The sequence below is a fragment of the Methylobacterium sp. Leaf106 genome (assembly GCF_001422895.1).
GTDB lineage: Bacteria > Pseudomonadota > Alphaproteobacteria > Rhizobiales > Beijerinckiaceae > Methylobacterium > Methylobacterium bullatum.
Genome location: NZ_LMNB01000012.1, coordinates 61,824 through 83,249, shown reverse-complemented (window position 1 = coordinate 83,249; position 21,426 = coordinate 61,824). Strand labels below are relative to the sequence as shown.

At 68.5% G+C, this 21,426-nt stretch carries 21 protein-coding genes; 5 read left to right on the top strand and 16 right to left on the bottom strand.

All coding sequences use genetic code 11. The annotated features are described in order from the left end of the window. Nucleotides 1-52: 52 nt before the first annotated feature. The 4 genes from ASF34_RS08290 to ASF34_RS08275 all read right to left on the bottom strand — a co-directional run bounded on the left by ASF34_RS08290 (nucleotide 53) and on the right by ASF34_RS08275 (nucleotide 3,820). A complete protein-coding gene (locus ASF34_RS08290) occupies nucleotides 53-487 on the bottom strand; it encodes an NfeD family protein (protein WP_056148690.1) in 435 nt (144 codons plus the stop codon). Then, nucleotides 484-1,476 (bottom strand): SPFH domain-containing protein, encoded by a 993-nt coding sequence (locus tag ASF34_RS08285; protein WP_018045896.1) that lies wholly within the window; start codon nucleotides 1,474-1,476, stop codon nucleotides 484-486. Before ASF34_RS08285 ends, ASF34_RS08290 begins: the two co-directional genes overlap by 4 nt. 76 nt (nucleotides 1,477-1,552) lie before the next feature. Next, the gene (locus ASF34_RS08280) at nucleotides 1,553-3,001 is read right to left on the bottom strand and encodes a hypothetical protein (RefSeq protein WP_056160485.1); all 1,449 of its coding nucleotides are present in this window, start codon (nucleotides 2,999-3,001) and stop codon (nucleotides 1,553-1,555) included. A gap of 15 nt (nucleotides 3,002-3,016) precedes the next feature. After that, complete coding sequence (locus ASF34_RS08275; RefSeq protein ID WP_244478942.1) at nucleotides 3,017-3,820, bottom strand: hypothetical protein; 804 nt, start codon at nucleotides 3,818-3,820, stop codon at nucleotides 3,017-3,019. A 647-nt stretch (nucleotides 3,821-4,467) separates the two neighbouring features. Between ASF34_RS08275 and ASF34_RS08270 the strand changes: the two genes are divergently transcribed. Together ASF34_RS08270 and ASF34_RS08265 are read left to right on the top strand one after the other, a co-directional pair. Continuing rightward, a complete protein-coding gene (locus tag ASF34_RS08270) occupies nucleotides 4,468-5,382 on the top strand; it encodes a lipid kinase (RefSeq protein ID WP_056161136.1) in 915 nt (304 codons plus the stop codon). Between the two features lie 45 nt (nucleotides 5,383-5,427). Beyond that, the gene (locus tag ASF34_RS08265; RefSeq protein ID WP_018045892.1) at nucleotides 5,428-6,171 is read left to right on the top strand and encodes a TerC family protein; all 744 of its coding nucleotides are present in this window, start codon (nucleotides 5,428-5,430) and stop codon (nucleotides 6,169-6,171) included. A 175-nt stretch (nucleotides 6,172-6,346) separates the two neighbouring features. On the opposite strand, the gene ASF34_RS08260 is transcribed toward ASF34_RS08265, so the two are convergent. The 5 genes from ASF34_RS08260 to ASF34_RS08240 form a co-directional block, all read right to left on the bottom strand. After that, complete coding sequence (locus tag ASF34_RS08260; protein WP_056160481.1) at nucleotides 6,347-7,237, bottom strand: acid phosphatase; 891 nt, start codon at nucleotides 7,235-7,237, stop codon at nucleotides 6,347-6,349. A gap of 145 nt (nucleotides 7,238-7,382) precedes the next feature. Beyond that, a complete protein-coding gene (locus ASF34_RS08255) occupies nucleotides 7,383-8,264 on the bottom strand; it encodes an alpha/beta fold hydrolase (RefSeq protein WP_018045890.1) in 882 nt (293 codons plus the stop codon). A gap of 173 nt (nucleotides 8,265-8,437) precedes the next feature. Then, entirely contained in the window at nucleotides 8,438-9,280 is an 843-nt protein-coding gene (dapD, locus tag ASF34_RS08250) for a 2,3,4,5-tetrahydropyridine-2,6-dicarboxylate N-succinyltransferase (RefSeq protein ID WP_056160479.1), read from the bottom strand. An 88-nt stretch (nucleotides 9,281-9,368) separates the two neighbouring features. Continuing rightward, nucleotides 9,369-9,632 carry a YARHG domain-containing protein gene (locus ASF34_RS08245; RefSeq protein WP_056160477.1) on the bottom strand — a complete coding sequence of 88 codons (264 nt, stop codon included), beginning with the start codon at nucleotides 9,630-9,632 and terminating at the stop codon, nucleotides 9,369-9,371. Nucleotides 9,633-9,728: 96 nt separating this feature from the next. Further along, on the bottom strand, nucleotides 9,729-10,181 hold the full coding sequence (locus ASF34_RS08240) for a cyclic nucleotide-binding domain-containing protein (protein ID WP_056148680.1): 453 nt from the start codon (nucleotides 10,179-10,181) through the stop codon (nucleotides 9,729-9,731). 176 nt (nucleotides 10,182-10,357) lie between these two features. Here ASF34_RS08240 and ASF34_RS08235 point away from each other — a divergent pair, with 176 nt between their 5' ends. Continuing rightward, nucleotides 10,358-10,579 carry a hypothetical protein gene (locus ASF34_RS08235; RefSeq protein WP_018045886.1) on the top strand — a complete coding sequence of 74 codons (222 nt, stop codon included), beginning with the start codon at nucleotides 10,358-10,360 and terminating at the stop codon, nucleotides 10,577-10,579. A gap of 3 nt (nucleotides 10,580-10,582) precedes the next feature. Here the strand turns inward: ASF34_RS08235 and ASF34_RS08230 are convergent, their stop codons facing one another. Beyond that, nucleotides 10,583-11,269, bottom strand: coding sequence for a response regulator transcription factor (locus ASF34_RS08230; protein WP_018045885.1), 687 nt, complete (start codon nucleotides 11,267-11,269; stop codon nucleotides 10,583-10,585). Between the two features lie 271 nt (nucleotides 11,270-11,540). Here ASF34_RS08230 and ASF34_RS08225 point away from each other — a divergent pair, with 271 nt between their 5' ends. Continuing rightward, entirely contained in the window at nucleotides 11,541-12,077 is a 537-nt protein-coding gene (locus tag ASF34_RS08225) for a L,D-transpeptidase family protein (RefSeq protein ID WP_056161134.1), read from the top strand. A gap of 11 nt (nucleotides 12,078-12,088) precedes the next feature. On the opposite strand, the gene ASF34_RS08220 is transcribed toward ASF34_RS08225, so the two are convergent. Beyond that, nucleotides 12,089-13,411 (bottom strand): MFS transporter, encoded by a 1,323-nt coding sequence (locus tag ASF34_RS08220; protein ID WP_056160476.1) that lies wholly within the window; start codon nucleotides 13,409-13,411, stop codon nucleotides 12,089-12,091. 157 nt (nucleotides 13,412-13,568) lie between these two features. Here ASF34_RS08220 and ASF34_RS08215 point away from each other — a divergent pair, with 157 nt between their 5' ends. Then, on the top strand, nucleotides 13,569-13,994 hold the full coding sequence (locus tag ASF34_RS08215) for a MarR family winged helix-turn-helix transcriptional regulator (protein WP_056160474.1): 426 nt from the start codon (nucleotides 13,569-13,571) through the stop codon (nucleotides 13,992-13,994). Between the two features lie 36 nt (nucleotides 13,995-14,030). On the opposite strand, the gene ASF34_RS08210 is transcribed toward ASF34_RS08215, so the two are convergent. The 5 genes from ASF34_RS08210 to ileS all read right to left on the bottom strand — a co-directional run bounded on the left by ASF34_RS08210 (nucleotide 14,031) and on the right by ileS (nucleotide 21,390). Then, nucleotides 14,031-15,332: a M16 family metallopeptidase gene (locus tag ASF34_RS08210; RefSeq protein WP_056148857.1), complete on the bottom strand. Its 1,302-nt coding sequence runs from the start codon at nucleotides 15,330-15,332 to the stop codon at nucleotides 14,031-14,033. A gap of 64 nt (nucleotides 15,333-15,396) precedes the next feature. Next, on the bottom strand, nucleotides 15,397-16,782 hold the full coding sequence (locus ASF34_RS08205) for a M16 family metallopeptidase (protein WP_018045880.1): 1,386 nt from the start codon (nucleotides 16,780-16,782) through the stop codon (nucleotides 15,397-15,399). Nucleotides 16,783-16,997: 215 nt separating this feature from the next. Further along, on the bottom strand, nucleotides 16,998-17,627 hold the full coding sequence (locus tag ASF34_RS08200; protein WP_018045879.1) for a hypothetical protein: 630 nt from the start codon (nucleotides 17,625-17,627) through the stop codon (nucleotides 16,998-17,000). A 215-nt stretch (nucleotides 17,628-17,842) separates the two neighbouring features. Further along, on the bottom strand, nucleotides 17,843-18,343 hold the full coding sequence (lspA, locus tag ASF34_RS08195) for a signal peptidase II (protein WP_056160472.1): 501 nt from the start codon (nucleotides 18,341-18,343) through the stop codon (nucleotides 17,843-17,845). A gap of 62 nt (nucleotides 18,344-18,405) precedes the next feature. Next, nucleotides 18,406-21,390, bottom strand: a complete 2,985-nt coding sequence (gene ileS / locus ASF34_RS08190) for an isoleucine--tRNA ligase (protein ID WP_056160470.1) — start codon at nucleotides 21,388-21,390, stop codon at nucleotides 18,406-18,408. Between the last annotated feature and the right edge of the window lie 36 nt (nucleotides 21,391-21,426).

Here is a 21,426-nt window from a genome sequence, read left to right as displayed (position 1 = left end):
GCGCTCGTCACGAAGCCGGAGGGGCCTCCGCCCCTCCGGTATCCTGCTTCCGTCAGGCCGTCGTCACGGTGAGCACGGTTCCGTCGATCCCGGTGACCCGGATGCGTGTACCGGCCGGTGCATCGGGACCGGAGACGCGCCACAGCGTGTCATTGACCCTGATCCGTCCGAGCCCGTTCGCGATCGCGGCGTCGAGGTGGAATTCCCGGCCGATCAGGCCCTGCGCGCCCCGGTTGAGGCTGTTGGGACGCCCGGTCATCCGCTTCTGCGCGAGCACGACGAGTCCCACCGACAGTACGGCGAACAGGACGATCTGCGCCTGCCACGGCATCGGCACCACGGCGACTTCGAGCCCCGTAACCATGGCCGCCGTGCCGAGCCAGACCAGGAACACGCCCGAAATCGCGAGTTCCGCTCCCATTAGGACCAGCCCGATCAGGATCCAGGTCCAGACCGGCCCCAGCGCCGTCACGCCATCGACGATCACGCGGCCCCTCCCCCGCTCGGGCCGACCTTCGGCGGCAGGCCGGAACTCTTTCTCTGCTGCGTCGCGCCCTCGCCGAACACACCGCGGGTGATCTCGGCAATGCCACCGAGGGTACCGGCGAGGGACGCCGCCTCGATCGGCACCACCACCACCCGCTGGTTGGGCGCGGTGGCCAGCGCCTTGATCGCGTCCACGTATTTCTCGGCCACCAGGAAGTTCGCCGCCGCGAGGTCGCCTTGTGAAATGGCCTCGCTGATGAGGCTCGTGGCGCGGGCCTCGGCCTCGGCGCTGCGTTCACGACCCTCCGCATCGCGGAACGCGGCCTCGCGCCGCCCTTCGGCTTCGAGGATGGCGGATTGCTTGCGGCCTTCCGCGCGCAGGATATCGGCCTGACGATGGCCCTCGGCTTCGAGGACGGAGGCGCGCTTCTCGCGCTCGGCCTTCATCTGGCGCGCCATGGCGCCGGCGAGATCGGCGGGGGGCAGGATGTCCTTGATCTCGATCCGGGTCATCTTCACTCCCCAGGGCGAGGAGGCCGCATCCATGACATGGAGCAGGCGTTCGTTGATCTCGTCGCGGTGGGACAGCAGCTGGTCGAGGTCCATCGAGCCGACGACGGTGCGGATGTTGGTCATCGTCAGCGTCATCATCGCGGTTTCGAGATTCGAGATCTCGTAGGAGGCCTTGGCCGCGTCGAGGACTTGGTAGAACACCACCGCGTCGATCTTCACCCCCGCATTGTCGCGGGTGAAGGCCTCCTGGCTCGGTACCTCGATGACCTGTTCCATGACGTTCACGCGCCGGCCGATCCGCTCGATATAGGGGGCGATGAGGCCGAGCCCGGATTCGAGGGTGCGGGAGTACCGGCCGAACCGCTCCACCGTGTAGACGTGGCCCTGCGGGATGATGTTGATGCCGATGGCGAGGGTGACGACCACGAGAACGACGAGCGCCACCGCCACCACGCTCAACCCGATCGAGAGATCCATGCCTGTCCCCACTGCCTTTTCGGAAGGGACATTGAGGCCGAGCGTCTGCCCCTATGCAAGGTGAATCGTCCTCGCGTCAGCGTGCCCAGACCCCCAGACGCTCCGTCCGCGCACGGTCCTCGGCGGCGACGAGATCGGGGGTGGCTTCCGATGAGGCGCGGCCTCCGCCGTTGAAGAGCACGACTTCCGACAGGTCGCGGCCTTCCACCGCGCAGAGATAGGCGGCACTTCCGGCCACGGGCTGGCAGGTCACCGGGCGCCCCGCGAGGTAGCGCGTCAGTTCCTCCGGCTGTCCGCCGCGGACCCATTCGACCCCGAACAGGCGCACGAGCTTGCCGCCGACGCGCAGGGTCGCGGTGTCGATCACCTCCGTCTTGCCGGTGATGGCGTTGGACGGCTCCGCCGGCTTCGTCCGGCTCTCCTCCGCCGAGGGTGGGCTCGGCTCCTCGGCGGGAATGCCGGGGGGCGCCGTCGGGGACACCGTTTCGCGCGGATTGGCCATGGTGGAGGGCCGGTTCTGCGCCGGCTGGGACTGGGGCGGCGGTGTCGCCTGGGCCGGATCCTGCGCCTTCGCCTCCTGCCGGGGAGCCTCCGCATCGGGGGTAGAGGCCGGCCTGTCGTCCCCGCCGCCATGGGTGAGAAGCAGGACGAGGGCGAGGCAGCCGAGCAGGCCCACGCCTGCGACGAGCGTGCCCGGCCGGGTCAGGATCGTACCGTCATCCCGGCCAAGGCGGCGCAGCCGGTCGCCGGCGCGGGCGACGAGCCCGGGCCAGCGGGCCGGTTGCCCTCCCTGGACCGGCGTTGCCGAGGGAGAGGCCGCGCCATCCCCGGCGGCGAGGCCCGAGAGACGCTCACGGGCGATGGCGACCGTCTCGCGGGCCCTGTCGCCGAACGAGGCACCGATGCGCATGCCGCGTTCGCGCAAGCTCGGTTGCGGGCTCGAGCCCTGCCCGCCGGTGGGGCGATCCGCCAGGGAGTGACGGATGGTGCTCAGCGTGCCCGCCAGACTCGCCGAGACGGTGGCCGCGGCCGACCTTCCCCTGGCGACCGAGCGGGCCATCACCGAGCGTGCTCGTTCCGACTGCGATTCCACGAACCGCGCCGTCGCCGCCTTGATGTCGTCCGACGCCGTGGGCTCGGGCGGCGCCTCCACCACGGGTTTCGGCGGCACCGGCACGAAGAGAGCGCCATGGCGCTCCCGCAACTCGGCGAACAGGTCCTCCAGGGTCAGTGGGCCGGTCTCACCCTGTCGCGGTGCCCCGGTGCGATCGACGACCCTGTAGAAGGGCGGCTCGGCGGCGGGCTCGACCACGGCCTCGGCCAGGAGCTGCAGCGTCCGGCGAGCCACCGGAAACGCGTCCTGGCGGCGGATCTCCGCTTCGATCATCGACCGGACCGATTGCCGTGCCGCACGCGCGTCGACGATGGTCGAAGCTTCGGCCTCGTCGGACACCGTTGTCGGGGATGTCTTGTCGGATGCGCGTGACGTGTTCGTCGCGCGTGTCTTGGCTGCGGTCGCGATCATCGGTTCGACTGTGTCTCAGGCACCGGGCCGTGTCGATGCGGCGGCGCTCAGCGGTCCCGGTGCGAAGCGGCGCAGAACACGGCTCGACTCGGATACGATCACCGGGCGCGGTCCGGCGAAGGAGATTTCCAAGGTCAGTTCCGCCACGCCCTGCGAGCGGGCACCGTTCCTCGGATTCGCCGCCCGGAAATCGAAGGTGGAGCGCACGATGCAACTGCTCGTGCCGACGCTGCAGGCCGTGCGCGGGGACCCGTCCTGCAGCACGTAGCGGCGGTCCGGCCAGCGTCGGACGAAGCGGCGCTTCTCCGCCATCACCGCGGCCAGCGACAGGGTGCGACCGTGGAAGCGCACGGACTCGGCATAGAAACGCGGTGCGGCGGCGACCATGCCGTCGCCGGGCTGGGAGATCGCGTCGAGATACTCCTCGTTCAGCCTCTGGGCCTTGCGCGCCCATTCGGGAAAGCGGTCCTCGGAGGCCATCGCCATGCTCGGGGACGGTGCGCCCGGGGAGACGGTGAGGGGGAGGGCGTTCGGCGGAACCTGCGAGAGGCGGCGGGGGGAATGCCTGATCCCGGACTCGGCGTGGCGGTTGCCGCGACGGGACCGCCGCGGTGCCTCCGCGCTCCTCTCCGCGACGGAGGCGGCACTCGGCGTGGTCTCGGGTTTCGCCGCCTGGGCCGGGCTCGCCTGGGGTGCCTCCTGCACGACCTGGGGGGAGGCGGGCTTCGCGTCGCCCTTCGGTTCGGGCTTCGTATCGGCCTTGGCAGGAGGATCGACCCAGGCCGGACGGCCCTGTGCCCCGGCGCTACCAGTGGACATCAAAGCCCCGAGGAGGGCCGCCGAGCAAGTGGAGAACAATCCGTAGCGCATGGCATCTCACCGCTGTCGCGAGCGACGTGGAGGGTGGGCACGACCGCATGACAGCGTCCGGCCGGAAGGAAACGTCAAGGTCGGGCGTTCGGTTGCCCGCGTCGAGGCGGGCCGTTCGCGACGGGGTCGCGTCGACGCACGAGACCTGTGCGGGTTCGCGTTGGAACACCAACGCTTCACCTCGCCTAGGCCTTTGGAGTGTTGCAGGTTCTGGGACGCAAAACCGGTGACCACTTTTGCTAGACCTGCTTAGCACACGGCATTGCCAGGCGGTTTCGATCGGGCACCGTTCCCCGCGCTATGCCCGCTGTTCCCAGCCATCTGCGATCGGCGTCCACCGAGGTTGCGCGTGGCCATCTTACCGCAACCGGCCCGCCTCCAGAATATTGCCTCTTGCCATCGGCGTGGAAGCGCCCACCTCTGGAGAGCTTGACGGGTCCGGGCCCCTCTGGCGGCCGAGGCGTCGGCCGCGATGTCGGACTCCTTCTCTGCCTTTGCGCTGACGCGGCGCGAACGCACCGGGGGGTTCTGAAACACGTGGTTGTTGCGATGATCTCATGCGGCATCTCGAGATGCCCCTTCCCGGAGGGCGCCTCGTGAGCGCCGCCTCCGCCCGCCGGGCACTTCTCCTCGTCAACCCGAACGCCCGGAACGGCTCGTTCTCCCTCGACGCCGTGCGGGATGCCTTACGTACCGCCGGCATCGAGCCGTTCGAGCCGCCGGGCGATCCCGATTGCACGGCGGTGATCAAGCGCCATGCGAAGGAGTGCGATCTCGTCATCCTCGGCGGCGGCGACGGCACCATGAACTCGGCCGCGCCGGCCCTGGTCGAGACCGGCCTGCCGCTGGGCATCCTGCCGCTCGGCACCGCCAACGACCTCGCCCGCTCCCTCGGCCTTCCCACCGACCCGGTGGAGGCGGCAGAGCTCATCGGCACGGCCAAGCCCCAGGCGGTGGATCTCGGCCGGGTCAACGGCCGCTACTATTTCAACGTGGCGAGCATCGGATTTTCGGCCGACCTCGCTGGTGACCTCACCGCGGAATCGAAGAAGAAGTGGGGCACGCTCGGTTATGCCATCGCCGCCCTGCGCGTCCTGCGGCGGGTGCGTCCCTTCACGGTCTATCTCGAACATGACGGGCTGACCGAGACCATCACCACGATCCAGGTCTCGGTGGGCAACGGCCGCCATTACGGCGGCGGGATGACCGTAGAGGAGACCGCCACGGTCGATGACGGCAAGCTCGATTTCTACAGCCTGGAGGTCACGCATTGGTGGCGGCTCATAGCGCTGCTGCCGGCCCTCCGTCGGGGCACCCAGGGCAAGGCCGCCGACGTGCGCGCCTTCAACACCACCGAGATTGTGGTGAAGACGAAGAAGCCTCGGCCGGTGAACACCGACGGGGAGCTCTCCACCTACACGCCGGCCCATTTCAAGGTCGTGCCGAAGGCCATCCGGATCTATGCGCCGGAACCCGCAGACCGCCCCGGCATCATCCCCGCCGCATCCTGATCTTCAGCCGCTTTCCGACCTGACGACGTTCGAGGTTCTCTCCCCGTGGATTCCCTTCTTCAACTCGCCGCAGACCCGACCGCCTGGGTGGCGCTCGCCACCCTCATCGTGATGGAGGTGGTGCTCGGCATCGACAATCTGATCTTCATCTCGATCCTCACCAACAAGCTGCCGGCCCATCAGCAGACCAAGGCCCGCCGCATCGGCATCGGCCTCGCGCTGGTCCTGCGTCTCGGCCTGCTCGGCACCGTCGCCTACATCGTCCACCTGACGCAGCCGGTCTTCGAGATCTTCGGCAAGGCCTTCTCCTGGCGGGACATGATCCTCATCGGCGGCGGCCTGTTCCTCTTGTGGAAGGCGACGAAGGAGATCCACGAGACCGTCGATCCCGATGACGGCCACGAGGATGCGTCCTCCCCGGTGGTGCTGAGCTTCGCCGCCGCCGTCGGGCAGATCCTGGTCCTCGACCTCGTCTTTTCCATCGACAGCATCATCACGGCGGTGGGCATGACCGATCACGTGCCGATCATGGTGATCGCCGTCATCACTGCCGTCACCGTCATGCTGCTGGCAGCCGACCCGCTGGCGCGCTTCATCGACGCCAACCCCACCGTGGTGATGCTGGCGCTCGGCTTCCTCATCATGATCGGCATGACGCTGATCGCGGAAGGTTTCGGCGCCCACGTGCCGAAGGGCTACATCTACACCGCCATGGCCTTCTCGGCCGGCGTCGAGGCTCTCAATCTCCTCGCCCGACGCCGGAGACGGAACAAGACGACGGCGGGGTAAGGGCGTAAGCCCCTTTCCTTCCGTTTCACGGGAAAACGAAGAAAGGCCCGACCGGGATCAACGGTCGGGCTTTTCTTCGTTTTGGCAAGATCGAAGGGGCTTGGCGGGTGTGTCGGGGCGCGCCCGGCGTGACCCGCGCTCAGGGGCTCGGCCGCCGCCGCGCCCCCGTAGCCGTCTACAGGATGGGTTCGCGCAGGGCCGAGGTCTCGCGGGCACAGATCGCCGCGTCCGGCGGCGAGCCTTCCTGCGACAGGTTCTTGCCGATCTCCGCCCGTGCCTTTTCGAGATCCGCGCGGAAGCCCGGATCGCCCTGGAGCGCGCTGACGACGACGCTTGCCGTCGTCCGGCCGGCTTCCACGTCGCTGGCCCAATGCACGCCGCAGACGATGCGGTTCTCGCCGTAGGCCTTGCCGCGGACGAAGAACTGCGTCGCTTTCTCCGGCACCAGTGCGGCGAGGATGGACGCGTAGGCCCACCCTTGCGTCGCATGGCTGGACGGGAAGCTGAAGGCATCGCCGAGCTCGCGGGTGCGCGCCACGCAGATCTCGGCCTCGTTGCCGACGAAGGGCCGCAGGCGACGGTAATGCTCCTTGAGCGGGCGGGTGGCCCGGCCGATATCGAGGCGGGTGCGTTCGAGCAGGGTCATTAGTGCCGGGGAGCGGGACTGATCGATTTTGCGGCCGAGCACGCAGGCGAAATCATCGAGGATGGCCGAGGGGCCGTCCGCCACATCCGCCGTGGCGAGTTCCCAGCGCGCGCTGCCCTTCAGGGCGCGGGTCCCTGCGAAGATGGTCTTGTCCGCCGTCTCCGCCGCCGATTGTCCCCGCGGCGGCGGGGGCAGGATCGCGACCGTATCGGGCGCGGTGGCGTCGGACAGATAGGGCGCGCGTGCCGGCATCTCCGGCGTCAACGGCGTCGTGGCGACGGCCGGCGCCGAACGAGGCTTTCCGCTCGTGGCTTTGCTGTCGGCCGTGTTCGGCGCGGGTGCCTGCGCCAAGGCAGGAGCCGCCATCAGGGCGCAGGACGTGAAGGCGAGCGACGCGAGAGCGGGAAACAAAGAATACATGGCGGCGGCTCAGGGTGAAATGCGTCGGGAATGGCAAGCGATAGGGGAGCCATAGGGTTCCTGAACGACACTCGTATGGCACCCTGAGCGCATGACATTTCGTCGATCCGTAACAGGTTTGCCCGCAGGTCCGCGCACGAGACCCCTATCGGATGCCGGCGAGGATCGCGGCGGCGACCTCTCCCGGATATTCCTCATGCGGACTCAAGGCCCCCGGAACCGAAGCCTTGGCCACATGGCCGGCGGCGATGAGAGCGTCCATCTCGGCGCCGGACCGGCGGGGCGCACGCTCCGGACGCAAAACCAGGATCGGCGGAAGTCCGTCCGCCTCGATCAGGGCGAGAAAGTCCTTGCGGACCTTGAACGGATCGAGCCCTCCGGTGACGAAGGCCGCCGTGCCGAAACGGCCCCCCGGCTGGAGCGTCACGGCGTGTTTGTCGGCGATGATGCCGGGCGTGACGTGGTCCGGATCGGCATAGACATGCGCGCGCATCATCCGGCCGATGATCGGAGGACTGATGTTGATGCGGTAGAGCGCCTCGCCCAGCAGCGGAAGTTCGATGGCCTTGCGGATGCCCGAGAGCCAGCCGCGGCGCGAGTCGCCCAGAGCGGTGGGCAGCGGCCCACGCCAGGTGGGTGCAATGAGGACGAGCCGGTCGAACACACCCGGATGCCGCCGTGCGGCCGCCACGAGATAGGGCCCCGCATGACCCGCCGCGATGCCGATGGCGTAGGGGCCGGGCAATGCCGCGAGCAGGGAATCCATGAAGGCGTGGAAGGTCTCCGGCTCCATGGCGATGCGGGACCGCGGATGGTTGCCGAAGCCGGGCCAGTCGGGAATGAGGCAACGGTAGTCGTGGCCCAGAATCTTGGCGAGGGGCCGCATCTCCGCTCGTGCCGAGATCGACGACAGGGCCGGCAGGAGTAGGGCCGCCGGGCCGCTCCCGACGATGTCGCAGGGAGTCGGGACCTTGCGCTCCAGCACGTCGAGCTGAAAGCCACGGGTGGAGTGGGCAGGCTCGATCATCGCTGGCAACGCCTCATCCGGGACGGTCTGTATCGGACGGAAGATCTAACGCGCCGGTCGCTGCCGCACAGGTCGGCCCTGTGTCGCGCCAGGGCCGATGAGGAGCGCCCGCCCCTCCTCTTTCCGCGACGGGAAAGAGGAGAGTGCCGATCCGAATCGCATGCGAGCGCGTCTCAGGTCCGAAGCAGCTCGTTGATGGCGGTCTTGGAGCGGGTGCCGGCATCGACGTGCTTGACGATGACGGCGCAGTAGAGGCCGGGGCCGGGCGTACCGTCGGGCAGGTCCTTGCCGGGCGTCGTGCCCGAGACCACCACCGAATAGGGCGGCACGCGGCCGTACATGACCTCCCCCGTGGACCGGTCGATGATCTTCGTGGAGGCGCCGATATAGACGCCCATGGAGAGCACGCTGCCCTCACCGACGATCACGCCCTCGGCCACCTCGGCGCGGGCGCCGATGAAGCAATTGTCCTCGATGATGACCGGGTTGGCCTGGAGCGGCTCGAGCACTCCGGCGATGCCGGCACCGCCGGAGATGTGGCAGTTCTTCCCCACCTGCGCGCAGGAGCCGATCGTCACCCAGGTATCCACCATCGTGCCCTCACCCACATGGGCGCCGAGATTGATGAAGGAGGGCATCAGCACGGCGCCGGGCGCGATGTAGGAGCCGCGCCGCACGAAGCAGCCGGGCACGGCCCGGAAGCCGGCCTCGCGAAAATGCTTCTTCTTCCAGCCCTCGAACTTCGAGGGCACCTTGTCCCACCAATTGGCGCCATCGGGTCCGCCATGGATGATCTCCATGTCGTTGAGGCGGAAGGACAGCAGCACCGCCTTCTTGAGCCACTGGTTGACCTGCCATTCCTCGCCGACCTTCTCCGCCACGCGGGCCTTGCCGGAATCGAGGAGATCGAGGGCCTCGTCCACGGCGTCGCGCACGGCGCCCTTGGTCGAGACGTCGATGCTGGCACGCTCCTCCCAAGCGGTCTCGATGGTGGTGGAGAGATCGGCGTGGGACATGGTGGCGTTCCGGTCGGTGAGGGGGAAGGGCCGTGCTTACAAAAGGCGGCCCGGCCTGTCACCTCGGGGCTTCAGGCGAGGCGTGGGCTCACTCGCGGCAGCCGTTACGGCTTTCTTCCCGCACGATCTCGCCGACCTTCGCCCGGTCGCGGGCGGAGAGCGGGACGTCGCGGATGTCGGAGAAGCGGCAATTGACGTTGCCGAAGGCCGAGATCGCCCGCTGCGTCTTGAAGCAGTAGCCGGCCTCCGCATAGACCGCGTTGCGCTCGCCCCAGAGTTCCTCGCAGGGGGATGCCGCCAGGGCTGGGGCGGCGGGCAGGAGAGCGAGGCAGAGAATCACGGCGGCGCGCATGAGCACTTCCCGGAAGAGTGTTGAGGGACGGAAGACTTTTGGCCCGTCCCGGCAGGTTTTGCCAGATCGTGCGTCCGGCGAGAGGACGATACGATGTCAGATGGCGTCGATCCTGGCGCGCACGCCGTCGAGATCCTCGATCAACGTACCGAGGTCGTCATGAAGGGCGGCATGGATCGCCTCGGCCGCATCGGGAAATTCCTCGAGCACTCGGCGCATCAGCGTGGGCGTGATGCGGACGACCTCCGCCGCCGTGACGGCATGGGCATCGGTGGGGCGCTCGCCGCGCAGGAACAGCGCCATCTGCCCGATCAGGGCGGAGCGGCCGACCCTGACGGGTTCCGCACCGGCGCCACGCGGCGCCAGTTCGACCGTTCCGGACATGACGACGTATCCGCCATCGCTGCGCTCGTTGCGGGCGAACAGCACGTCCCCCGGCGTCAGGCTGCGACGCTCAGCGGCAAAGGAGAGGAGCCTCAGGGCGTCCCGCGCCATGAAGCTGAACAGGGGGGCCGCCGCCAGGATCGCGATGTCGTCGTCGAGCCCCAATGCCGTCCGCTCCCTCAAGACGGAGGCGTCCCTCCAGAGGAGCTAGCCTTAGCCGAAGGCGGGCGAGGGGGGAAATCCGGCGCCGCGCCCGCGCAGGGACGGAGCGTCGATCAAACGGATGTCATGAAACCGGTGGATAGACGCGTCTCCCGAGGGCGATGAAGACGGAAATTCCGGTGTCCAATCACTTCTGCCTGGATCCGAACGATCCCTATGCGCAATCCGAGGTCCTCGTCTTCTTCGAGGGCCGATATCCGGATATCCGCCTGCTGTCGGTCATCGATGGGAACGACGACGAAATCTTGTCCGATCTCGTCATCGAGCAGCAACGCGACCTGATTCGGGAAATCGCCGCCTTCCACACATCCGGCGGTGATGCGCCGAATGCGGCCGCCTGATCCTCAGGGCAGCAACTTGTAGCCGCCGCCTTCGGTGACGAGGATGGCGGTGACGGCCGGGTTCGGCTCGATCTTCTGGCGCAGGCGGTAGATGTGGGTCTCCAGCGTATGCGTGGTGACCTGCGCGTTGTAGCCCCAGACCTCGGCCAGCAACGTGTCGCGGCCCACCACCTCGCGGCCGGCGCGGTAGAGGAAGCGCAGGATCGCCGTCTCCTTCTCGGTGAGCTTCAGCTTCGAGCCACGCTCACAGATGAGGAGCTTGGCGCCGGGGCGGAAGGTGTAGGGGCCAATCTGGAAGACGGCGTCCTCGCTGGCCTCGTGGCTGCGCAGATGCGCGCGGATGCGCGCGAGGAGCACCGCGAACTTGAACGGCTTGGCGACATAATCGTTGGCGCCCGCTTCCAGGCCCTCCACCGTGTCTTCTTCCGAATCCTGCGCGCTCAGCATGATGACCGGGCCGCGATAACCGTTGCGGCGCATGGTCCGCACCGCTTCGCGCCCGTCCATGTCCGGCAGGCCGACATCCATGATCGCGAGATCGATCCGGTCCTCGGCCACGCGGGCGAGGGCGGATTTCCCGTCCTCCGCGCTGACGGTGACGAACTCCTCGTACAGGTCGAGTTGTTCGATCAAGGTTTCGCGCAGGGACTCGTCGTCGTCGCAGACGAGAAGGCGATGGGTGGTCGACATCGGCCGGGGATACTTTCACACGCAACAGGGATGTGCCCGGACGGGCCGATCCCGAAAACTTGAGAGACGACCGCTTCGTCGGCCGCGAGCCTACACAGCAGAGTGATGGCGGGTTTATGTCAGAACCTTGAACGAGGGCGCGCCGGAGGCGGAGTATGCACGTCCGTGACGGTTCGACCCCCGAAAAAGTTTCGCATGGGTGCCGTCGTCGCGCATCGCCGCCTCAGGAATGGGCTGGCTCGGGCCGGTCTGTCCGGTCGATAAGGCCGACATGATCCGTTTGACCCTCTCTCGCATCCGCGTCCGCCGGCTGGTGAGTGATCCCACCCGCGGGCAGATTCTCGCCGCCAATGCGGTCATTCCCTGCGCGCTCGGCCGCTCCGGCATCGGTCAGGTCAAGCGCGAAGGGGACGGCCTGTCCCCGCGGGGCGTCTTCCGCCTGCGGGCCGGGGCCTATCGCCCGGACCATTTCGGGGCACGCCCCCGCACCGCGCTGGCTCTACGCCGGACGCGACAGAACGACGGCTGGTGCGACGACCCGCGCGACCGGCGCTACAACCGGCCGATCGTCCTGCCCGCCCCCGGTGTCAGCGCGGAGCGGATGTGGCGGGAGGACGGTCTCTACGACCTCGTCGTCGATCTCGACTACAACCGCCAGCCGATCCGGCCGGGGCGCGGCTCGGCGATCTTCCTCCATGTGGCACGGGCGGGATACCTGCCGACGGAGGGCTGCGTCGCGGTCAGGCGCCCAGATCTGGTCCGGTTGCTGCGGCGCCTCGGGCCGCACACCCGGCTGCAGATCCTGTGACCCGTGCATCCCTACCCCCGGACCGGCAGGGCGGCGGGCGATGCGTCCCGCTGGTCTCCCGGACGGGACAGGGTCAGGACGAGGATGGCGGCGAGGATGCACAGGGCGCCGGCGGCGAAGAAGGCCGGCAGGTAGCTCGACAGGGCGGTGCGCGACAGGCCGGCGCCGTAGGCGATGGTGGCGGCCCCGAGCTGGTGGCCCGCGAACACCCAGCCGAAGACGAGGTTCGCCTTTTCGCGCCCGAACCGGGCGGCGGTGAGCCGCACGGTGGGCGGCACCGTGGCGATCCAGTCGAGCCCATAGAAAGCGGCGAAGACAGACAGGCCGACGAAGGAGAAGTCGGAGAACGGCAGGAACATCAGCGAGAGGCCGCGCAGGCCGTAATACCAGAACAGGAGCCAGCGGTTGTCGTAGCGGTCGGAGAGCCAGCCCGACGCCACCGTGCCGATGAAGTCGAACACGCCCATCGCCGCCAGCACGCTCGCCCCCTGGACCGGGCCGATGCCGTAATCGGCGCAGAGGGGGATGAAGTGGGTCTGGATCAGCCCGTTGGTGCTGGCCCCGCAGATGAAGAACGTGGCGAAGAGCACCCAGAACACACCCGTGCGCGACGCCTCCGCCAGGGCTCCGAAGGCGGAGCCGCTCACGACCGGCGGCGGAGCGGTACCGGTGACGGCGGTCTCGCCGTAGGGGGCCAGATCCATGTCCTCCGGCCGGTCCCGCAACAGCGCCGTGACGGCGAGCCCCGCCGTGAGCAGCAGCCCGCAGATCACCAGGAGTGCGGCGCGCCAGCCGAGATGTTCGGTGAGGGCGGCGAGGAGCGGCAGCACGATGAGCTGGCCGGTGGCCGAACTGGCGGTGAGGAGACCGACCACGAGGCCGCGCGAGCGCGAGAACCAGCGGGTCGCGATGGTGGCGCCGAGCACCAGGGCGGTGAGCCCCGTGCCGATGCCGACGACGACGCCCCAGAGCATGACCAGCTGCCAGACCTCGCTCATGAACAGGGAGGTGAGGAGCCCCCCGACGATGAGCAGAAGCGCCAGGAGCACGATGCGGCGCGGGCCGTAGCGGTTCATCAGCTGGGCCGCGAAAGGCCCCATCAATCCGAACAGGACGAAGCGCACGGCCAGCGCCGAGGAGATCGTCGCCGTGTCCCAGCCGAACTCCTTCTGCAACGGCAGGATCAGCACGCCCGGTGCGCCAACGGCGCCGGCCGTCACCAGCATGGTGAGGAAGGTGACGCCGGCGACGACCCAGCCGTAATGGACGTTGCGGCGGGCAAGCGGCGCGGCAACGGCGTTCGACAACGACCCGAAGGGAGCGGTGATGGTCATACGGCCTCTTCGGGTTCCGCATGGTGGTTCGGTGGGATCACCGGGCGGGCATACCCGGCACCGCGACGCGGTCGACCCTTGCTTAGGCGCATATGCACGCTTTACACAAGCGCGTCGTCCGCAGACCCCGTGACCCATTCCTCGAGGACTTTTCGCGATGGACCGTCCGGCACCGGTGTCACCGTGCCACTGCCTCGCCCTTCGCCAGGCGTCGCGCCGGCTGACTCAGCATTACGACCAGCATCTCGCGCCGACCGGCCTGCGCACCAGCCAGTACGGTCTGTTGCGCGGTCTCGGCCGTGTCGGGCCGATCTCCATCAACGGCTTTGCCGACATCATGGTGATGGACCGCACCACGATGGGCCGTGCCCTGCATCCGCTCACCCGGGACGGTCTCATCGTCGCCGGTCCGGGACGGGACGGCCGCACGCGCTCACTCACCCTCACGGAGGCCGGCCAAAAACGCGTCGAGGAGGCGCGGCCTTTCTGGGAGCGGGCACAACGGACGTTCGAGGAACGCTACGGAGCGGTGCCGGCGGACGACCTGCGCCGGGCGGCCGAGCGGCTCGCCCTGTCGGTCTGATTGGGTGTCGCTGGGACCCAATGGCGCGTCCGAATCCTAAAGGAAATCCGTGGGGCGTCCCGCGGCCACCACCAGCATCTTGCCGTCGGCGAAGGTGCGGGCACCGGCGCGGCGGATGTCCGCCTGGGTCACGTTCGTCACCATCTCGTTGCGGCGGGCGAAGTAATCCATCCCCAGCCCCTCGAAGGAGATCTGCACGAGCTGGTGCGCGATCTTGGTCGAGGTGTCGAAGCCGAGCGCATAGGAGCCGGTGAGGTAATCCTTGGCTTTCTGAAGCTCCTCGTCGGACGGGCCGTCGCTGATGAGCCGGCCAATCTCGTCGCCGATCACCGACAGGGCTTCGCCGACGCGCTCGTTCTTGGTGGCGGTGTAGCCCCAGGTCATGGCGCTGGCGCGGTGGCTGACGAGGGAGGTGCCGACCGAATAGGCCAGCCCACGCTTCTCGCGCACTTCCTGGAACAGGCGCGAGGTGAAGGAGCCGCCGCCGAGGATGTGGTTGAGCACATAGGCGGGGATGAAATCCGGGTCCTTCCACGGCACGCCGCCCATGCCGAAGCGCAGGACCGATTGCGGCACGTCGATATCGACGACGACGCGGCGCCCGAGCTGGCCGACCTGGGTCTGCGGCACGGCGTTCAGCGGTCCGGCCTCGTCGAGGACACCGAAGGCGCGGTTGAGGGCATCGGCCAGACGGTCGGCATCGATGGCGCCGACGGCCGCCACTTTCAGACCGCCGCGGCCGATGATCCGCCGGTGCATCGCCACGAGGTCGTCGCGGGTGATGGCCGCGATGCTCTCCGGCGTGCCGGACGAGGGACGGGCATAGGGATGGCCGGCATAGGCTTCGGCGAAGAAGCGGCGTGAAGCCATCACGCCCGGATCGTTCTGCTGGTAGCGCAGGCCGGCCAGCGTCTGGGCGCGCACGCGCTCGATGGCGTCGGGATCGAAGCGCGGCTTGGCGAGCGCCAGTGCGAGGAGGTCGATGGCCTCGTCGGCGTGCTTGACCAGCATCTTGAGGGAGCCGCCTACCGCGTCGGCGCCGGCATGGAACGACAATTCGATGGCCCGCGCGGCCAGACGCTCCTGAAAGGCGTCGGAGGAGAGGTCGCCGGCACCCTCGTCGAGGAGGCGCGCCAGCATCTGCGCCACGCCGCCCTTGCCTTCGGGATCCTGAGCCGCCCCCCCCTCGAAGGTGAAGGCGAGGGCGATCATCGGCACCACGGGCGATTCCACGTGCCAGGCCTCGATGCCGGCGGCGGCGGCCACCGGAAGCGCCAGCGTGGGGGCGTTCGCGCTGCGGGCGGTGGTATCGACCAGATTGGCTTCGACCGAGTTCATGAGAACCTCATTCTTCTTCTGGGCGCCCGGGCCGGGATCAGCGGGATCGTGCGTGAGGGTCGCCTCACGCAACGGCGGCGTCGGGATCGCGCGTCTTGGTCAGGTATCCGGTGACGGAGCGGGCGGGGATCAGGTAGCGCTCGGCGACGGCGGCGAGGCGATCCCGCGTCACGCCCTCGATGTCGGAGGGCCAGCGGCGGACCTCCTCGATGCTCTCGCCGATGGCGAGCGCCGAGCCGTAGATACGGGCCAGCGACGACTGGCTGTCGGAGGAATAGACCGTCTCGGCGACGAGCCGGGTCTTGGCCCGTTCGATGGCCTCCGGACCCAGGGCCTCGGAGGGGACGCGGCGCAGGACGCGGTCGACCTCGTCCTCCAGGCGCTCCAGGCTCACGCCCTCGGCGGGGATGGCGTAGACCGAGAAGCGCGTGTCGTCGATGGCCGAGCCCATGTACCAGGCGCCGGCATTCACGGCGACGCCGAGCTCCATCACCAGCTTGCGGTAGAGGAAGGACGTGGAGCCGCCGCCCATCACCTCGGCCAGCAGTTCCAGGGCGTGGCACTCGCCGTCGCGGGCGGTCATGCAGGAGGGGGTGAGATAGAGCCGCTGCAGGGTCGGCTGTTCCACCTTCGGATCGACGACGCTGAGGCGGCGGAGCGCGCGGGGCTCGGGCTCCTTGGCGCGCACCCGCACCGGCCGGGCGCCGCGCGGCGTCACGAGCCCGTAGGTGTCGTCGGCGAGCCGCCGGACCTCGTCGGGCGTCACGTCGCCGGCCACGACCAGGATGGCGTTCTCAGGGGTGTAGAAGCGGTTGTAATAGTCGAGGGCGTGGGTGCGGTTGAGATCCTCGATTTCGTGCATCCAGCCGATGATCGGCGTGCCGTAGGGGTGATGCACGAACAGCGAGGCGGCCATGGCCTCGGAGAGCTGGGCCGAGGGGTCGGTCTCCACCCGCATGCGGCGCTCTTCCAGCACCACGTCGCGCTCCGGCGCCACCACGGCATCCTCGAGGACGAGACCGGTCATGCGGTCGGCCTCGAACTCCATCATGGTCTTGAGATGGTCGCGGGCGACGCGCTGGAAATAGGCAGTGTAATCGTAGGAGGTGAAGGCGTTCTCCTGGCCGCCGAGGCCGGACACGGCCTGTGAGAAGGCGCCGACCGGATGCTTCTCCGTGCCCTTGAACATCAGGTGTTCGAGAAAATGCGCGATGCCGGACTGCCCGATCGGATCGTCGGCCGAACCGTTGCGGTACCACACCATGTGCGTCACCACCGGCGCGCGGTGATCGGGCACCACGACGACATCGAGGCCGTTATCGAGGGCGAAGGCGGAGACTTCGGGGCCACCGGCCTCGGACCGCCCGAACGGCGCGGCCTCGGCCCGGCCGGCATGGCCGTAGCGGCGGTTGAGCGAGAACCCGGGCGTATCCTTCCGCAACAGATGCATCGTCTTTTCCTTGATACGTCGGCCATGCGTGACCGCCCGTCATGAACGCAATGCCCCTAGCGGACGCCTCGGATGCCACGAATCCGCAGGCCGAGGTCAGGGCAAATCCCGTACCGATACCCTTCGGGCGCCGGGGGTGGGTGCGGGATCCAGCGGGACGGGGCCATCTCCACTACGAGCGACGGGACCGTCCGCGGGCTCCTCGCGGAACTCGGCTAGCGACCCCGGATGTAGGCACCCGGATCGGCTTCCTCACGCTCGCGCGAGGGATTGTTGATGGGGTCGCTGTTGTTGCGGGCGACCGCCTTCGGGGCCTTGCGGTACCCGTTCGGCGGGTCGGTGAGGGTATCGCGATCGGGCTCGGCGAGAATGGGCTGGGCCTTGTCCTCACGCTTGCCGAAGATGTCGAAGGGGCTCCAGATCGAAGACGAGGCGCCGTCGCTCTCGGGACGGCCCGGCTCGGTGCGCACGCTGGCATCGGCGCGTCGGCCGCCGCGCATCTCGTCGAGCGAAAGCGTCATGTTGTTGTCGTTCATCCGCCCCTGCGCTCCGCGGGAGATCGGCTTCTTCGCGTCGGCGAGTTCACGGTCGCGCTGGACGATCTCGGGATCCTTGGGCCATTGCGGCGTGGCAGTGGCGGCACGCGGCGGCGGCAACGCCTTGCCGTCGAGCTTGGGCGGCATCACCAGGGGCGCCCGCTCACGATAGGTGATGGCCGGCTTCTCGGGCTCGATCAGGCCGATGCTGCTCAGGGTGTCGCGCATGAACACGCCCTGCTGCGCCTGGGCGCCGCTCGCCGCGAGAAGTCCGGTAAAGCCGAGAATGAACCCGCGATGCCCGATCATGCTGCCCCCAAATTGCGCCGGCCCGCAGAGTGCGCCAGCTCGAATGCGTGCCTGCCCGGAACGTGCTGGCGCGTGTCGGTGTCGGTCGATGCCGGTCTTGCCCTCGTGGCCTGACGGCGGTTTCAGGCGAACGTATGGCGCCTTGACCGCAGCGCACCAGCCTCCCGGCCACAACGATCCGCAATGTGGTTTACGGATCACAGCCGCACGAATCTTCAGGGGCCGCCCGGAGGGGCTTCGTCCCGAGGGTGCCGGACCGGGATCAGACTGTCGATGAGGAGGCCGACGACACCGGCGACGATGGCCGCGTCGGCGATGTTGAACACGTACCAGGACCATGCGCCCGCATGGAGGTGGACGAAGTCGAACACCGCGCCGTAGGCTGCCCGGTCGATGGCGTTGCCGATCGCCCCGCCCGCGATGAGCCCGAGGGCAGCCGCCAGAAGCGACGACGAGGCGCGACGCATCCAGGCGATCATCCCGATCGATGCCGCCACGGACACCGCCACCAGGATCCAGCGGCCTAGGCCGCCCTCCTGCTGGAACAGGCCATAGGAGATGCCGCGATTCCAGACGACGACGACATCCGCGAAGGCGGTCAGATGCCACGGCTGCGTCAGCACCAGATCGGTGCCGAAATAGAGCCAGAGCTTGGAGGCCTGATCGAGGACGAGGGTGGCGAGGAGGATGACGAGGCCGAGGCGGAAGGGGGGCATGCCGGCGCCTTCCCCTCCCCCCGAGTGGGGGGAGGGGAGGCCCGTGTCGGATCGCGAAGCGTTCACGCCACGCCCGACGCGGCGTGCAGCGCGTCCCATTCCCGCAGCGCCTGGGCGTCGCGGGGTGTCACGTCCGGGTAATCGGGATCGGAGCCGACCGTCTCGGAGACGCGCCACGACCGGGCACATTTGCGGCCCTTGGCCGGTCCGGAGACCACCGCCACGCCGCGCACCTCATCGATGCGGAAGGCCTCGTCCGGCCCCTCCCCGTCGACGATCGTGATGCCGGAGGTGATGCAGACTTCCGAGAAATCGATCCCGTCGAGGGCGGAGAGCAGATCGGAATCGGAGACGAAGACGGTCGGTGCCGCCTCGAGGCTGGCGCCGATGCGCTTGGCCGCGCGCTCGATCTCCAGGGCGCCGGTGACCACGCGGCGCACCCGGCGGATCTTCTGCCAGCGCTCCGCGAGGGCGGCATTTCGCCAGGAGGCGGGAGTCTCGGGCAGCGTCTCGAGATGGACCGAGCCGACATCCGATGGGTAACGGTCGAGCCAGGCTTCCTCCGCCGTGAAGGCGAGGACGGGGGCGAGCCAGATCGTCACCCGGCGGAAGGTCTCGTCGATGACCTGCAGCGCGGCGCGCCGGACCTGCGAGGAGATCGGGTCGCAGTAGAGCGCGTCTTTCCTCACGTCGAAATAGAAAGCCGAGAGATCGCCGGTCATGAAGCCGTTGAGGAGCGCCACCACCCGCTTGGTGTCGAAAGTGGCGTAGGCCTCGCGGATCTCGCCGTCGAGTTCGCAGAGGCGATGCAGGATCAGCCGCTCCAGCTCGGGCAAGTCGGCATGGGGCACGGGTTCGCCCGCCTCGAAATGCGCCAGCGAGCCGAGCATCCAGCGCAGCGAATTGCGCAGCTTGCGGTAGGTCTCGGCGAAGGTCTTGATGATCTCCGGGCCGATGCGCAGGTCGTCGGCGTAATCGGAGGCCGCCACCCAGAGGCGCAGGATGTCGGCGCCCGAATCCTTGATGACGCTCTGCGGCGCGACGACGTTGCCCTTCGACTTCGACATCTTCAGACCCTTGGGGTCGAGGACGAACCCGTGGGTGAGCACGATGTCGTAGGGCGCGCGTCCCCGTGTGCCGGCGGATTCCAGAAGCGACGACTGGAACCAGCCGCGATGCTGGTCGGAGCCTTCGAGATACATCACCGTGTCCCGGCCGCCGTCGCGTTTGCGCACCACGCCGGAGAGGCCGGGGAACTGGTCTGGGTCGTCGAGAACGAAAGCGTGGGTCGAGCCCGAATCGAACCAGACGTCGAGGACGTCGGTCACCTTCTCGAATTCCGCCGGGTCGTGATCCGGCGCGAGGAAGCGGGCGCCGTCCCGGTCGGTGAACCAGGCGTCGGCGCCTTCGGCCAGGAAGGCTTCGGCGATGCGGGCATTCACGGCCTCGTCGCGCAGGACCTCGCTGGTGCCCTTCTTCACGAAGACGGTGATCGGCACGCCCCAGGCGCGCTGGCGCGACACCACCCAGTCGGGCCGATTGGCGACCATGCCGTTGATGCGGTTCTTGCCCTGTGACGGTACCCACCGCGTCTCGTCGATGGATGTGAGCGCCACCTCGCGCAGCGTCCTCTCACCGAGGGACTCCACCGGCTTGTCCAGCGCGATGAACCATTGCGGCGTGTTGCGGAAGATCACCGGCTTCTTCGAGCGCCAGGAGTGCGGGTAGCTGTGCTTGAGCGTGCCGCGCGCCACCAGGGTGCCGGCCTCCGTCAGGGCGGCGATCACCGCCTTGTTGGCGTCGCCCTTGTCGCCCTTCGGCGTCAGGACGAGTTTTCCCGTGAAACCGGGGGCCTCCTCGGTGAGCGCCCCATCGGCATCGACGGTGTAGGGGATGCGGGTGTCGATGCCGCGATGGGTGAGCGCGCGGCCATTGGCCATCCACACCTCGAAATCTTCGCGGCCATGGCCCGGCGCCGTATGGACGAAGCCGGTGCCGGCCTCGTCGGTGACGTGGTCGCCCTCGAGAAGCGGAACCTGGAAGTCGTAGCCGGCGGTGTGGCCAGCGAGCGGATGCGAGAGGGTCAGGCCGGCAAGCTCTGAGGCCGACACGTCACGGACACGCTCGAACGCCTCCACGCGGGCCGAGGCGAAGACCCCGGCGGCCAGGGTATCGGCGAGGAGGTAGGTGTCGCCGGTCTTGGCCCAATTGTCCTCGGCCGCCGCGGTGACGCGGTAGAGGCCGTAGGCCACCCGCTTCGAATAGGCCACGGCACGGTTGCCCGGCATGGTCCAGGGCGTGGTCGTCCAGATCACGATGCGCGAAGCGGCCAGATCATCCGGTGCCCCAGCGGTGATCCGGAACGCCGCGAAGATCGTGTCGCTGACATGATCCTCGTACTCGACCTCGGCTTCCGCCAAAGCGGTCTTCTCCACCACCGACCACATCACCGGCTTCGAGCCGCGATAGAGCTGGCCGGTCATGGAGAAGGTCATGAGTTCGCGCGCGATCGTGGCCTCCGCCGGGAAGGTCATGGTCGCGTAGGGGTGGTCCCAGTCGCCGGTGACGCCGAGGCGCTTGAACTCGGTCCGCTGCGTATCGAGCCACTGGCCGGCGAAGGCCCTGCACTCCTGGCGGAATTCGAGGACCGGTACGTCGTCCTTGTTGCGGCCCTTGGCGCGGTACTGCTCCTCGATCTTCCACTCGATCGGCAGGCCGTGGCAGTCCCAGCCCGGCACGTAATTGGCGTCGTAGCCGAGCGCGCCCTGGGAGCGGACGATGACGTCCTTCAGGATCTTGTTGAGCGCCGTGCCGATATGGATGTTGCCGTTGGCGTAGGGCGGACCATCGTGGAGCACGAATTTCGGGCGTCCGGCGGCCTTCACCCTGATACGGCCGTAGAGGTCGATGGCGGCCCAGCGCTCCAGGAGGAGGGGCTCGCGCACCGGCAGGCCGGCCCGCATGGGGAACTCGGTCTTGGGCAGGAACAGGGTCTGCGAATAGTCGCGGGTGGGCAGGCCGGCGTCGGGGGCTGTCGAATCGGTCATGGGGTCTTCTGCGAAACGGTGCGCTGATCTTCAGGA